The 13,396-nt window shown below is 51.5% G+C and carries 12 protein-coding genes; 11 read left to right on the top strand and 1 reads right to left on the bottom strand.

Annotated features, from left to right (window positions below; translation table 11 throughout):
• The first annotated feature begins 51 nt into the window (after nt 1–51).
• The 11 genes from udp to folD all read left to right on the top strand — a co-directional run bounded on the left by udp (nt 52) and on the right by folD (nt 11,549).
• Complete coding sequence (gene udp, locus ACYZZ0_RS08930; protein ID WP_461536268.1) at nt 52–810, top strand: uridine phosphorylase; 759 nt, start codon at nt 52–54, stop codon at nt 808–810.
• 305 nt (nt 811–1,115) lie between these two features.
• Nucleotides 1,116–2,105, top strand: coding sequence for a hypothetical protein (locus ACYZZ0_RS08925; protein WP_461536267.1), 990 nt, complete (start codon nt 1,116–1,118; stop codon nt 2,103–2,105).
• A 2-nt stretch (nt 2,106–2,107) separates the two neighbouring features.
• Nucleotides 2,108–3,055, top strand: coding sequence for a D-alanyl-D-alanine carboxypeptidase family protein (locus ACYZZ0_RS08920; protein ID WP_461536266.1), 948 nt, complete (start codon nt 2,108–2,110; stop codon nt 3,053–3,055).
• 176 nt (nt 3,056–3,231) lie between these two features.
• Complete coding sequence (locus ACYZZ0_RS08915) at nt 3,232–3,579, top strand: zinc ribbon domain-containing protein YjdM (RefSeq protein ID WP_461536265.1); 348 nt, start codon at nt 3,232–3,234, stop codon at nt 3,577–3,579.
• 427 nt (nt 3,580–4,006) lie between these two features.
• Entirely contained in the window at nt 4,007–4,591 is a 585-nt protein-coding gene (gene rsxA / locus ACYZZ0_RS08910) for an electron transport complex subunit RsxA (protein ID WP_461536526.1), read from the top strand.
• Between the two features lie 16 nt (nt 4,592–4,607).
• On the top strand, nt 4,608–5,189 hold the full coding sequence (gene rsxB / locus ACYZZ0_RS08905) for an electron transport complex subunit RsxB (protein WP_461536264.1): 582 nt from the start codon (nt 4,608–4,610) through the stop codon (nt 5,187–5,189).
• Nucleotides 5,186–7,906, top strand: a complete 2,721-nt coding sequence (rsxC, locus tag ACYZZ0_RS08900) for an electron transport complex subunit RsxC (protein WP_461536263.1) — start codon at nt 5,186–5,188, stop codon at nt 7,904–7,906. The genes rsxB and rsxC overlap by 4 nt, the downstream gene beginning before the upstream one ends.
• Nucleotides 7,907–7,928: 22 nt before the next feature.
• Nucleotides 7,929–8,996, top strand: a complete 1,068-nt coding sequence (rsxD, locus tag ACYZZ0_RS08895) for an electron transport complex subunit RsxD (protein ID WP_461536262.1) — start codon at nt 7,929–7,931, stop codon at nt 8,994–8,996.
• Nucleotides 8,996–9,727, top strand: a complete 732-nt coding sequence (gene rsxG, locus ACYZZ0_RS08890; RefSeq protein WP_461536261.1) for an electron transport complex subunit RsxG — start codon at nt 8,996–8,998, stop codon at nt 9,725–9,727. Before rsxD ends, rsxG begins: the two co-directional genes overlap by 1 nt.
• Nucleotides 9,708–10,427, top strand: coding sequence for an electron transport complex subunit E (locus ACYZZ0_RS08885; RefSeq protein WP_461536260.1), 720 nt, complete (start codon nt 9,708–9,710; stop codon nt 10,425–10,427). The genes rsxG and ACYZZ0_RS08885 overlap by 20 nt, the downstream gene beginning before the upstream one ends.
• A 210-nt stretch (nt 10,428–10,637) precedes the next feature.
• Nucleotides 10,638–11,549: a bifunctional methylenetetrahydrofolate dehydrogenase/methenyltetrahydrofolate cyclohydrolase FolD gene (gene folD, locus ACYZZ0_RS08880; protein ID WP_461536259.1), complete on the top strand. Its 912-nt coding sequence runs from the start codon at nt 10,638–10,640 to the stop codon at nt 11,547–11,549.
• A 61-nt stretch (nt 11,550–11,610) separates the two neighbouring features.
• Here folD and aceK read toward each other — a convergent pair whose 3' ends face one another.
• A complete protein-coding gene (gene aceK, locus ACYZZ0_RS08875; protein ID WP_461536258.1) occupies nt 11,611–13,374 on the bottom strand; it encodes a bifunctional isocitrate dehydrogenase kinase/phosphatase in 1,764 nt (587 codons plus the stop codon).
• Between the last annotated feature and the right edge of the window lie 22 nt (nt 13,375–13,396).

Below are 13,396 nucleotides of genomic sequence, written 5' to 3'. Positions count from 1 at the left end.
CCTTAGTATTAATTGCTTTTCATGCGTCAGCAAAGACTTAAGGAGCACTCCATGTCTGATGTTTTTCACCTTGGACTGGTAAAAGCTGATCTTCAGGGAGCAGAACTGGCAATCGTACCGGGCGCACCGGAACGCGTTGAGCGTATTGCCAAGCTGATGGATCGTGCAGAATTCCTGTGCAGCCAGCGTGAGTACACGATCTGGCGCGCCTACATCGGTGACAAGGCGGTTATCGTCTGCTCTACCGGTATCGGTGGTCCGTCCACTTCTATCGCCGTTGAAGAACTGGCCCAGCTGGGTATTCGTACCTTCCTGCGTGTCGGTACCACCGGTGCCATCCAGAACGACATCAACGTTGGCAGTGTCATCGTTACCACCGGTTCCGTGCGTCTGGACGGTGCCAGCCAGCACTTCGCGCCGCTGGAATACCCGGCTGTAGCTGACTTCAACTGCACCCAGGCACTGGTTTCTGCAGTACAGCAGCGTGGTGTTGAATACCGCACCGGTATCACCGCTTCTTCCGATACCTTCTACCCGGGTCAGGAACGTTATGACACCCTGCGTGGTCACGTCATTCGCAAGTACCAGGGATCCATGGAAGAGTGGCAGCAACTGGGCGTGCTGAACTACGAGATGGAATCCGCCACCCTGCTGACCATGTGTGCGGCACTGGGTCTCAAATCTGGCTGTGTTGCCGGCGTTATCGTCAACCGCACCCAGCAGGAAATCCCCAACGAAGAGCTGATGGCCAACACTGAATCCCACGCCATTAATATTGTGGTGGATGCTGCCAAAATCTTGTTGTCCTGATAGATGTGCAGTCCCGGTCATTATCTGAGCCGGGACTGCACATACTATAAACATCCAGCACCTTGCCACCAGTAAAGATCACCGCCCCAAAATTTTTGGCAGAGCCTGATCAGATGTTGCTTTTTAATTCATTTCAAGAGGGACGAAAAAAGATAGTTCACTCCTTCTGGATGCTAGTTTTAATAAATAGTCATCACTAAATAAAAGAGCCAATAACAAAATAAATATGCTGACTATAATCATAGTTACCCATCAAACAATAAATTATCTTTATTGTGGACAGACATGTTTTGTATCAATTTCAAATGAAAACTACTCGGTGCCGTTTGTGTATTTTATTTTCGATTAGTGTTTTATTTTCATTACATGCGGCAGCACAAAAAAAATATCTTTTGGCTTCAAACCATGAAATTTTCGTTTTAATGGTTGATGAACCGTGCATAACAAAACCACCTAATGAAGATACCCTCTCTCATTTCCCTTCAACAGGTCATTTTCCTAATTGTGTTAAGGAGAATCTGGCCCTATTTGAACATCGCATATTCGATTCAACTGGTCGAACTCACTGTTATAAAGTGCTTGGTCAGTATCTATCAACTCATGTTGATACATTCGCTGTAATGAGCATTGATCAACATTTAGTAAATATCATTAATATTGAAACGTATATTCAGACCAGCCTGAGCAAAATATCATCTTACCCGGCTTCATGCAGAATATCAGATTTGATGTCCCTGCAGGAATTGGAAAAACCCTATTATATCTGGCTTCCTTCTTTTCCCGTGTGTAAGGTCTGCGTAAATGATCGAGAGATGCACATTCCACCTTTTTTCAAACTGGGAAAAATGATTGCCGTCAAAAAAGGTGTTTATAGACTATCGCTGGAAATGTCGGAAATACAAAGCAGTGAAAGCAGCCAGGGGGCATATCAACCAACACTCTCCATGACAGCCACTGTAGATGCTCGGGGATGCTTTTTGGAAGGCGTTGCATTTGAAAACGAGAAGGAACTGTTTTGTGTATCTACTTATAATACGGACGAGAGCACCATTCATTATACTGGAGCTCAGCCCTGTACGAGGGGCCCCGCGCTGATCAGTTTTTACTCTGAACCTGCTCTAGAACCTTTAATGGACATATCGTTTAGAAAATACCACTACCTGATTACCATAAATGCAGAAGGCATACCCACACATGCTTTACGCAGTGAAAATTTCGAAAGAAGTCTCGGAATTTTGGTACCAACAGATGAAAGCAAAGTAATAAAGAAGGTTACAGAAAAGCTTGACGGTTAAGCATGTTTACAAATCTGATTTATCTGCATATCAATATGTTCAGAATTACTGTGGTCTCATTTCGTCTGCTTTGTTTTACCGTTTTTCTATTTTTTTTCTCCGAAGTCAATGCACAAATTCTTAACCTGCCTGTTCCGCAGCTGAAATCAAAAGCCTGGATTATTGTCGATGATTCCACTGGCAGAACCCTGGCCAGCTTTAATCCGAACCTTAGATTACCACCTGCCAGCCTAACCAAAATAATGACCAGCTATATTGTGGGCGACAAAATACGTCTCGGTGAAGTTCACCCGAAACATCCAGTGAAGGTCAGCCAGAGAGCCTGGGCCAAAAAGTGGCCGGGCAGTGCCAAAATGTTTCTTGAACCGGAGCAGAAAGTCTCTCTGGAACAGGTCAATCAGGGCATGATTACCGTCTCTGGAAACGATGCTGCAACTGCCATCGCAGAACATATATCCGGCAGCTGTGCTGACTTTGTCAAACTGATGAATGGGTATGCCGTACAACTGGGCATGACTGACACTCACTATGTCAACCCTCACGGACTGGATGATCCTGCCCAATACACAACAGCACGGGATCTGGCACTGCTCTGCAGTAAATTGATTCACGATTTACCTGACCAGTACAAGCATCACAGTCAAAGGCATTTCAGCTGGAACAATATATCCCAGTTAACCCGCAACAGTTTGCTATGGGATAAGGAACTCAAGGTGGATGGTATAAAAACCGGCTATACCAATGGTGCTGGCTACAGTCTGGCATCCTCGGCAATAAAGGACGGTAGAAGACTGATCGCCATTGTTCTGGGCACAGAAAGTGCGGCGGATCGGATCAATGAGAGTCGCAAGTTGTTAAGATGGGGGTATCAGAGCAGCAAGAGCATCCCTGTAACAGTGGCTGATACTGTAACTGCGTCTGCTGAAAAACCAGACGATCATGAGCACTGATTCGGTATTTCCGTAAGGAAAAAAGGTAGCTTCTTTCTGAAGCTACTTTAAACTCTCACTCCTGTTGACTCACCATTTTTTCATTTTCCCCAACGCTTAACCTCTCTGTTTTTCTATTGTGTTCAAAACTCTTTCGATTTTTTGAGACGTTAAGCTGTTTATTACGAGGAATCGTCATGTCTGATGCAATCCAGCAGCCGTGCCCGAAGTGCGAATCTCCCTATGGTTATACCGACGGCCAGACCTGGACCTGCCCTGAGTGTTTCCATGAATGGACACTGGAAGAAATCGCCGAGGAAGAAGCTGCTAACGGCTTTTTTGATGTTAATGGCAATGAACTCAAAGACGGTGACGCGGTTACTGTAATCAAGGATCTGAAAGCCGGTGGCAGCACGATCAAATCCGGCACCAAGGTAAAGAAAATTCGTCTGCTGGATGACCCGGTCAACGGCCACGATATTTCATGCAAAATTGACGGTCATGGCCAGGTTTATCTGAAGTGCTCAGTCGTTAAAAAAGCCTGATACCAATACAACTGACAGAGCTTCCGAGTGATGCTCTGTCAGTACTCCCCGTCCTTTAAAGCCAGACTACAGCAGCAACTGAGGTCCCATCACCGGCTGTCTTGATCAAAAGCTGAGCAAAAAATAAATTATTGGGCGTATGCCGGACCCGGCTCATCAAAACAGGGCATGCCACAATTTCACAAGCCTGCAGCAGGCGATATAATAACGTTCCCCACGACAGGGGCTTATTCAGACTTGGAGCACCGCACACCTAAGTATATAACCAAATATACTTACGAATACTATCTAGTGCGGTTGTCAGGAATATATAGCTGCTGAATAATACCCGTCTCAAATTCCAGCGCCCTGATTTGTGAATTTGAGCGGGGCAAATGACCCTCTTTAACATGTTTTCTCGATACACACGGTAGCCATGGCAGACCCAATCACCCAGCTGGTGCTGATTCTTGTCAGTACCATTCTGGTCAACAATTTCGTACTGGTTCAGTTTCTTGGTCTTTGTCCCTTTATGGGGGTCTCGGGAAAACTGGAAACGGCGATGGGCATGTCGCTGGCCACAACGTTTGTACTGACGCTGGCATCAGTCTGCAGCTACATCACCTTTGAATATATTCTGCAGCCGCTGGGGCTGGAATTTCTCAAGACCCTGACCTTTATTCTGGTTATCGCCGTGGTGGTGCAGTTCACCGAGATGGTGGTGCACAAGACCAGCCCCATTCTCTATAAGGTACTGGGTGTCTTCCTGCCGCTGATTACCAGTAACTGTGCGGTGCTGGGTGTAGCCCTGCTCAACAGTAACCGGATGGACAGCACCCTGCTGGATTCCGCCCTGTACGGTTTCGGTGCTGCTGTGGGTTTCTCGCTGGTACTGGTACTGTTCGCTGCCATGCGCGAGCGTATTGCCGCTGCCGATGTCCCGCTCCCCTTCCGTGGCGGAGCCATTGCCATGGTGACAGCGGCGCTGATGTCACTGGCCTTTATGGGCTTTACCGGCCTGATCAAGTTGTAGGAGGCCAGGACCAAGAATGGAAATCGTCCTTTACGCTGTTGGTGCGCTACTGCTGCTGGCGCTGGTGTGCGGAGCCATTCTCGGCTTCGCCAGTGAACGCTTCAAGGTTGAAGGTGATCCCATTGTGGATCAGATCAACGCCCTGCTGCCCCAGACCCAGTGTGGTCAGTGTGGCCATCCAGGCTGTCGCCCCTATGCCGAATCCATCGCCAATGGCGAAGCCATTAACCGCTGCCCACCGGGTGGACAGGCAACCATCAATGCCCTGGCCGACCTGCTGGATGTCGAAGCAGTGCCGCTGGATGACGAGCACGGCGAAGAGAAGCCACCGATGGTGGCCTATATCCGCGAAGATGAATGCATCGGTTGCACCAAGTGTATCCAGGCCTGTCCGGTGGATGCCATTCTCGGTGCTGCCAAGCAGATGCATACCGTTATTGTTTCCGAATGCACCGGCTGTGACCTGTGCGTAGAACCCTGCCCCGTTGACTGTATCGATATGGTGCCGCTGGAAGTAACAACCCGAAACTGGAAATGGGACAAGCCGTTGGCACCCGATATGATTATCGCTACTGACCGCGGAGGGCAGACTGCATGAGCCGCCAGATCCATGCCTTCCCCGGTGGTGTGCATCCGCCCGAAAACAAGGACCAGTCCAGTCATAATCCGATAGCGCTGCCGCCACTGCCGGCGGAGCTGACCCTGCCGCTGAACCAGCACAGTGGTGCTCCGGCCAAACCGGTCGTCAGTGTCGGTGACAAGGTATTGAAAGGTCAGCTGCTGGCCAAAGCCAATGGTTTTGTCAGCGCCCCGGTTCATGCCCCGACTTCTGGCACCATAACTGCTATTGAAGTCTGTCCGGTACCGCATCCGTCCGGACTAGAAGAGCCGTGTATTATTCTGCAGTCCGACGGTGAAGACCGCTGGGCTGAACTGGAACCGGTTACTGACTACACCGCTGCCGCCAAAGATCTGCTGCTGCAGAAAATTCATGATGCCGGTGTCGTTGGTCTTGGCGGTGCAGGGTTCCCTGCTGCCGTTAAAATGGCTTCACGCACCGAAGACAAGATTCATACCGTTGTCGTTAACGGTGCCGAGTGTGAGCCCTATATTACCGCTGACGACCGGTTGATGCGGGAACGTGCCGATAAAATTGTCGGCGGTATATTGATTCTGCGTCACTTGCTCAATCCCAAGGAAATCATTATCGGGATTGAGGACAACAAGCCGGAAGCGGTTGATGCCATGCGCGCGGCCTGCAAGGGAAAAAATATTGAAGTCGCGGTGGTACCCACAAGATACCCGTCCGGTGACGCTCAACGACTGATCTATCTGCTGACCGGCAAGGAAGTACCGAACGATGCCCGCTCGGTGGATATCGGTATTCTGTGTTACAACGTCGGCACCCTGGCGGCAGTGCATGATGCTATTGTCGAAGGCAAGCCGCTGATTTCTCGGATTACCACCCTGACCGGTGAAGCCCTGAAACAGCCACAGAATGTCGAGGCACTGATCGGTACTCCGGCAGATCACCTGCTTGAATTTTCCGGTCTGAAGAAACGTAAACTGCACAGTCTGGTACTGGGTGGCCCGATGATGGGTCATACCCTTGAACGTACCGATATGCCGGTACTGAAAACCACCAACTGTCTGATTGCTGCCACCTGGGAAGAATTTCCTCCGGCACCGACACCACAGGAATGTATTCGCTGCGGTCTCTGCTCCGAAGCCTGCCCGGTATCCCTGTTGCCACAGCAGCTGTACTGGCACTCCAAGGCTGAAAACCATGATCAGCTGAATCATCACAACCTGTTCGACTGTATCGAATGTGGCGCCTGCGCTTATGTCTGCCCCAGTGCAATTCCACTGGTGCAATACTACCGCGCCTCCAAAGGTGAAATACGACAGCTACAGGCCAAACAGCAGAAAGCGGAATACTCCAAGAAACGATTTGAAGATCGTCAGGCCCGACTGGAAGCTGAAAAAGCAGCCCGTGAAGCCAAGCGTAAAGCCAATGCCGAACGTGCAGCCCAACTGAAAAAGGAAAAGGCTGCTGCGGCTGCCAATCCGGCCGCCGCCAAACCGGAAGATTCAGCCAAGGCAGATGAAGTCAAAGCCGCACTGGCAAGAGCGACTGCCCGCAAAGCAACCGAGGGCAAAGCTGGCCGGCCACAGCTTTCTGCCAAGCAGAAAGAGCTCAAGATTCAGCTGTCGATGGTAAAAGCCCAACTGAAAAAATCCGAGCGCGCACTGGCTGATGCCAAGGGCAGTGAAGAAACCAATGCACAACTTCAGACGAATATCGACAAGCTGAAGGCACAGGTTGCAACGCTGGAGAAAGAGTTTGAGCAGGCCGCTCAGGCTCCGGTTGCAGCAGCACCTGAACAGCCAGCTAAAAAAGCCAAACCGGTTCTGAATGAGCAACAGAAAAAGCTCAAGATCGAATCCGCCATGGCCCGCGCTGCTGTTAAGAAAGCCCAGCGAGCACTGGATGAAGCGGGCAAAAGCGCAGCCAATATCGATGAGTTGAAACAGACTCTGCAGCAGGCTCAGACCAAAGCTGATGAGCTGGAAGCTGCAATGAAGGCCGCCGCTGATGCGCCAGCACCTGAACCGGCAGCAGATAAACCGGTGAAGAAACCCAAGCCGGCACTGAGTGATGCGCAGAAGAAACTCAAGATTGAAGCGGCTATGGCTCGTGCCGCCGTGAAGAAAGCTCAGCGTGCGCTGGATGAAGCCGGTGATACTCCGGAGCTGAAACAAGCGCTGCAACAGGCCCAGGAGAAAGCCGCTGAAGTTGAAGCTGCAATGCAAGCTGCAGCAGAAGCGCCAGAACCAGCACCGGCGGAAGAAAAGCCGGCCCGTAAAGCCAAACCGGTTCTGAGCGACGCCCAGAAAAAGCTCAAGATCGAAGCAGCGATGGCGCGTGCCGCAGTGAAGAAAGCACAGCGTGCGCTGGATGAAGCTGGAGATGATCCAGAGTTGAAACAAGCGCTGCAACAGGCCCAGGCCAAAGCTGCAGAACTTGAAGCAGCCATGCAGGCCGCAGCAGAAGCCCCGGCACCGGAACCTGAGCCTACACCTGCACCGGCAGCAGAAAAGCCGGCCCGCAAAGCCAAACCGGTACTGAGTGACGAACAGAAGAAGCTCAAGATCGAGGCGGCCATGGCCCGTGCTGCGGTTAAAAAAGCCCAGCGGGCACTGGATGACGCCGGTGAAGATGCAGCCAATATTGACGAGCTGAAGCAGACTCTGCAGCAGGCCCAGGCCGCTGCAGACGCAGCCGCCGAAGCACTGGACAAGGCATCAGCCTGAGGCGGTTCAAGGTAATAGATTTATGGCACTGATACGACAAACATCACCCCATACCCGTGGTGCAGAAACGACCTCCCGCGTAATGCAGCTGGTTATGCTGGCCGCCCTGCCCGGGCTGCTGGTGACCACTGCCATGTTCGGCTGGGGCACCTTCATCAATCTGATCTGGATTTCACTGATTGCCGTCGGCAGTGAAGCACTGGTTGCCCGTCTAAGAAAGCGGCCGGTTGCCTTCTATCTGCGGGATTACAGTGCGCTGGTCACAGCGGTGTTGCTGGCACTGGCATTGCCGCCACTGGCACCCTGGTGGCTGACGCTGATCGGTACCGCCTTTGCCATTATTGTGGCCAAGCACCTGTATGGCGGACTGGGGCAGAACCCGTTTAACCCGGCCATGGTCGGCTATGTCCTGCTGTTGATTTCCTTCCCGGCCGATATGGTCAACTGGTTACCTGCCGCAGGCACACCGGGTTATGAAACCCTGAGCTTCGGTCAGTCACTGCAAGCTATCTTCCCGTTCCTCGGTGGTAATCTGGATTATGATGCCATCACCATGGCAACCGCGCTGGATGTTGTTCGGGAAAACAGCAGCCTGACCTGGTCTGAACTGCAGGCGACTAATGCCGCACTGGGCGGCACCTTTGCCGGTAAAGGTTGGGAGTGGGTCAATATTGCCTATCTCGCCGGCGGTCTGTTCCTGCTGTATCGCAAGGTATTTACCTGGCACGCACCTGTCGGCATGCTCGGCGCTCTGATTGTGATGTCACTGGTGTTCAAGAACGGCAGTGGTTCCGATACCCATGGCACCGTACTGTTTCATCTGCTGAGTGGCGCCACCATGCTGGGTGCGTTCTTTATTGTCACTGATCCGGTTTCCGGTGCTACCAGTAACCGTGGACGCCTGATCTTCGGTGCCGGTGTCGGTATTCTGGTTTATGTGATTCGCGCCTGGGGCGGATATCCTGATGCTGTCGCCTTTGCCGTGCTGCTGATGAACATGGCAGCGCCTACGATTGATTACTACACCCAGCCACGAACTTATGGCCACAAAAAGCCACGCAAGGGTCTGGCCAAACCGGAGGACCGTTGATGGAACCGCGTCCTGAAACCGAAACAAACACATCAGCCAAAGGGTTGATGCTGCGGGCAGCCAGTGCCAGTAGCCTGACACTGGGGCTGTTTGCAGCCCTGACAGTGGGCCTGATCACCCTGACCTGGGTCTTTACCAAGGCCCGGATTGATGACCAGATTCGTCAGGCAGAGATCCGTGCACTGGAAGAAATTCTGCCACGCGCTGATATTGATGGCTCGGCACTGTACGACAACGACCTGCTGAAGACCCGAATCAGCATTCCGGTTAACAAACAGCTGGGATCACGCACAACCGCTGAAGGTTACGCTGCATTTAAAGGTGATACGCCTGTCGCGGTTATTCTTCCTGTAGTAGCACCGAAAGGATACAGCGGTGCGATTCATATGCTGGTTGGTATCAAGGCCGATGGCACCCTGTCCGGTGTCCGGGTAACCAATCACAAGGAAACCCCGGGGCTGGGTGATGCGATCGAGATCATCAAGTCGAACTGGATTACCGTATTCAGTGGCAAGTCTCTGGACAACCCGCAGCAAAAAGGCTGGGGCGTACGCAAGGATGGCGGTGAGTTTGACCAGTTTACCGGCGCCACCATTACCCCGAGAGCAGTTGTACTGGCGGTGCACAACAGCCTGCAGTACTTTGAACAGAACCGGGACCAGCTGTTCCAGCAGGGTCTCAAGCAACTGAAACAAACCAGGGGAGATGCTCATGGCCAGCCCGACGCCTGAAGCCCGTGAAATTACCCTGAATGGCCTTTGGAACAATAACCCTGCACTGGTTCAGCTACTGGGCCTGTGTCCGCTGCTGGGTGTTTCCAACAGTGTGGTCAATGCGCTGGGTCTGGGACTGGCAACCATTCTGGTACTGGCCGGCTCCAACCTGGTGGTATCACTGATCCGCCATCAGGTAAACGATGCGATTCGTCTGCCGGTGTTTGTAATGGTGATTGCGGCACTGACCACTTGTGTTGAGCTTCTGATGCAGGCCTTCACTTACGAGCTGTACCAGATTCTCGGTATCTTTATTCCGCTGATCGTAACCAACTGCTCCATTCTCGGCCGTGCCGATGCCTTTGCTTCCAAGCATCCGCCCGGCGCAGCTGTACTGGATGGTTTAATGATGGGTGCCGGCTTTGCACTGGTACTGGTTGTACTGGGCGCCCTGCGCGAATCCATTGGTCAGGGCACGCTGTTTGCCAATATGCATCTGCTGTTCGGACCGGTAGCCAAAAGTTGGTCAGTGGTTCTGGTTCAGGATTACAAACAGTTCCTGTTTGCCATTTTGCCGCCCGGCGCATTTTTCTTTATGGGTCTGTTGATCGCAGTGAAGAATATCGTCGATAACCGTATCAGCGAGGCTAAAAAAGCCACTCAGGACAAGCCCTCTACCGGCAGCAAGCGGGTTCGGGTAACCGGCACCGTCTCCTGATTTACCACACTCCTGATCAATAATTGTGCAGAAATAAACCTCACTATCTGCATGATTATTGATCCAGGACGAAAGATGCCTATCCCTATCTTTTTCAAACCCGCGTATCATTCCACACTCACTTTCATAGACGGCCTCAAGCGAACATTTCTGTCAGAACCGGCATAAAAAACTGTTCGCCATAAATACAAGACTCTGGAGTGATACTATATGAGTGCTGAGATCATCAGCGGCACAGCTATGCGGGCGGAAATTCTTGACGAACTCAAGCAAGAAGTTGCGGCCATGCAGGAAAAGCATGGTAAGACACCCGGTCTGGTTACCATCCTTGTCGGCGAAAACCCCGCTTCTGTCAGTTATGTCACCCTGAAGGTAAAAACGGCGTTGGGCCTTGGTTTCCACGAGATACAGGATAACCAGCCGGAAAGTATTTCCGAACAAGCCCTGCTGGAACTTATCGAAAAGTACAACCAGGACGACGATATCCACGGCATTCTGGTTCAACTCCCCCTCCCCGACCATATCGACGAAAAGAAAGTTCTGAACGCAATCTCCCCTGACAAAGATGTTGACGGTTTCCACCCGGTCAATCTCGGACGGATGGTGATTGGCGGTGATGAGATCCGTTACCTGCCCTGTACCCCGGCCGGTATTCAGGAAATGATTACCCGTTCCGGCACTGAAACTGCCGGTGCTGAAGTGGTTGTTGTCGGCCGCTCCAATATCGTAGGCAAGCCGATTGCGGTAATGATGGGTCAGAAAGGGCCAGGGGCCAATAGCACTGTGACCATGGTTCATACCCGCACCAAAGATCTGGATGAACACTGTCGTCGCGCAGATATTCTGATCGTGGCCGCTGGTGTACCGGGACTGGTCAAGCCGGAATGGATCAAGCCGGGCGCAACTGTCATTGATGTCGGTGTTAACCGGGTCGGCGTCAGCGAAAAGACCGGTCGCGCGATTCTGAGTGGTGATGTGGACTTTGAAGCTGCCAGCAAGGTAGCCGGCAAAATCACCCCGGTACCGGGTGGTGTAGGTCCGATGACGATTACCATGCTGATGAAAAATACCGTGAAGTCAGCCTGGTTCCATCTGGAGAACAAGCAGAACGACGCTGCCTGATTCTTATTATAAAAAATATCAGGCAGTGATCTGCTGCCTGATATTTTCACTCTTCATTTCTTCAAGCCAGTTCAGGCTCCTTTTTTTTTACCAGCTTTCGGCCAAACCTCAGATTCTGGCGATAAGGCAGAATATCCATCATTCGGCCGTTACGAATTTCATCCTGAATGCCGCGCCAGTAATCCGCTGTAAACAGATCACCATGAATCTCGGTGAACATGCGCCGGATTCGGGGATCAGGGAACAGGAATACCGGGAACTCTTCAGGGAAAATATCGTTAGGGCCGACTGAATACCAGGGTTCTGCTGAAAGCTCCTGTTCGGGATAAAGCGGTTCCGGAATCTTTCTGAAATTACAGTCGGTCAGATAGCTGATTTCATCATAATCGTAGAACACTACCCGGCCGTGACGGGTCACACCAAAGTTTTTCAGCAGCATATCGCCGGGGAAAATATTAGCCGCTGCCAGCTGTTTGATTGCATTGCCGTATTCATCCAGTGCCGCCCGCATGCTTTCCGGCTCGGCCTCGTCCACATAGATATTGAGTGGTGTCATGCGTCGTTCAATGTAGACATGACGAATTAGTACCCGGTCACCATGCAGCTCTACAATTGAGGAAGCCACATTAAGCAACTCTTCCAGCAACTCATCGCAGAAACGATCTTTCGGCAGCCAGAGATTGGAGAACTCCTGGGTATCCGCCATACGGCCTACACGGTCATGGGTTTTTACCAGATAGTAGCGGTCTTTTACCGTCGCCTTGTCCACTTCCTTGGGTGGCGCAAAGTAGTCCTTGATAATTTTGAATACGATATTCAGTGATGGCAGGGTAAATACCGACATGACCATCCCCTTGATACCCGGCGCAATAACAAACTGGTCGGAGTGCTGATCAAGGTGGGTCAGGAAGTTACGGTAGAAGACACTCTTCCCGTGCTTGTAGAAGCCAATGGAGCTGTAGATTTCCCAGCGGCTTTTATTAGGGAACAGGGTATGCAGAAACTCGATACATTCGGATGGATTACGGGCATCCACCATAAAGTAGGAGCGGGTAAAACTGAACAGGATACTGACATCATCCTGGGTACACAGCAGGCTGTCGACAAATAAGCCGCCACGTTCATTATTAAGAATCGGTAGCACAAACGGATACAGTTTGCCCTCGGCCGTTCCATCGTCAACAACCACCCGGCCAATAATATAAGCCGCCTTGTTGCGGTAAAACAGCCACTTGAGTACATCAACCTTGAAATCACTCGAATCCAGCTGTTCCGGAATCTCATGCTGCAGGGCACGAATAATATTGCGTACATCCCGCCGGCGATATTCCCAGGGCAGTTCCAGAGTAAAATCATCCAGTACACTACCGACCAGATCTACCAATCCCTTATCAGCTCTATAGGTCCGGTAAATACCACGCGGGCTCTGTACCCTGAAACCGTCAAATTCAGACTGGGGAAAATAGTCATCAATACTGGCTTGTTCAGCAGTGAGGGAGTGACGGTAAATGGTGTTATAGAAAGTTTCCGCCAACTCAGGATCAGTGCGATAGCAAATCAGGTCGACATAGGCTTCACGGGCAATGCGCCAGTGAGCACTGTTCCTGTGGGCATCACCCAGCGTGGTCGTAAGGTTATGCATAACCCGACGCACAGCCACATCATAGAGATTAATCCGGTCGGTCGCCGCCTGCTGTACGGAAGGCCAGTCGGCCTGTAGAAAGCGTTGTTTGGCCCCCAACGTCAGGGCTGTAAAGTCAGTCCGGTAGTCACTGAAACCGTCCAGAATAACTCTGGCGATCTGGTGTCCTGTTGCTGCACCCAAGGCACACCCCCGATTTATGATG

The sequence above is a fragment of the Spongorhabdus nitratireducens genome, assembly GCA_947387575.1.
Lineage (GTDB): Bacteria > Pseudomonadota > Gammaproteobacteria > Pseudomonadales > Endozoicomonadaceae > CANDOC01.
The sequence above is the reverse complement of the archived record's forward strand: the minus strand, read 5'-3'. Positions and strand labels throughout refer to the sequence as shown.

What these genes read in the sequence shown, in the direction of transcription:
- rsxB (WP_461536264.1), top strand. Translation starts at nt 4,608, where the DNA reads ATGGAAATCGTCCTTTACGCTGTTGGTGCGCTACTGCTGCTGGCGCTG.
- ACYZZ0_RS08885 (WP_461536260.1), top strand. Translation starts at nt 9,708, where the DNA reads ATGGCCAGCCCGACGCCTGAAGCCCGTGAAATTACCCTGAATGGCCTT.
- ACYZZ0_RS08915 (WP_461536265.1), top strand. Translation starts at nt 3,232, where the DNA reads ATGTCTGATGCAATCCAGCAGCCGTGCCCGAAGTGCGAATCTCCCTAT.
- rsxG (WP_461536261.1), top strand. Translation starts at nt 8,996, where the DNA reads ATGGAACCGCGTCCTGAAACCGAAACAAACACATCAGCCAAAGGGTTG.
- rsxC (WP_461536263.1), top strand. Translation starts at nt 5,186, where the DNA reads ATGAGCCGCCAGATCCATGCCTTCCCCGGTGGTGTGCATCCGCCCGAA.
- rsxD (WP_461536262.1), top strand. Translation starts at nt 7,929, where the DNA reads ATGGCACTGATACGACAAACATCACCCCATACCCGTGGTGCAGAAACG.
- ACYZZ0_RS08920 (WP_461536266.1), top strand. Translation starts at nt 2,108, where the DNA reads ATGTTTACAAATCTGATTTATCTGCATATCAATATGTTCAGAATTACT.
- ACYZZ0_RS08925 (WP_461536267.1), top strand. Translation starts at nt 1,116, where the DNA reads ATGAAAACTACTCGGTGCCGTTTGTGTATTTTATTTTCGATTAGTGTT.
- udp (WP_461536268.1), top strand. Translation starts at nt 52, where the DNA reads ATGTCTGATGTTTTTCACCTTGGACTGGTAAAAGCTGATCTTCAGGGA.
- folD (WP_461536259.1), top strand. Translation starts at nt 10,638, where the DNA reads ATGAGTGCTGAGATCATCAGCGGCACAGCTATGCGGGCGGAAATTCTT.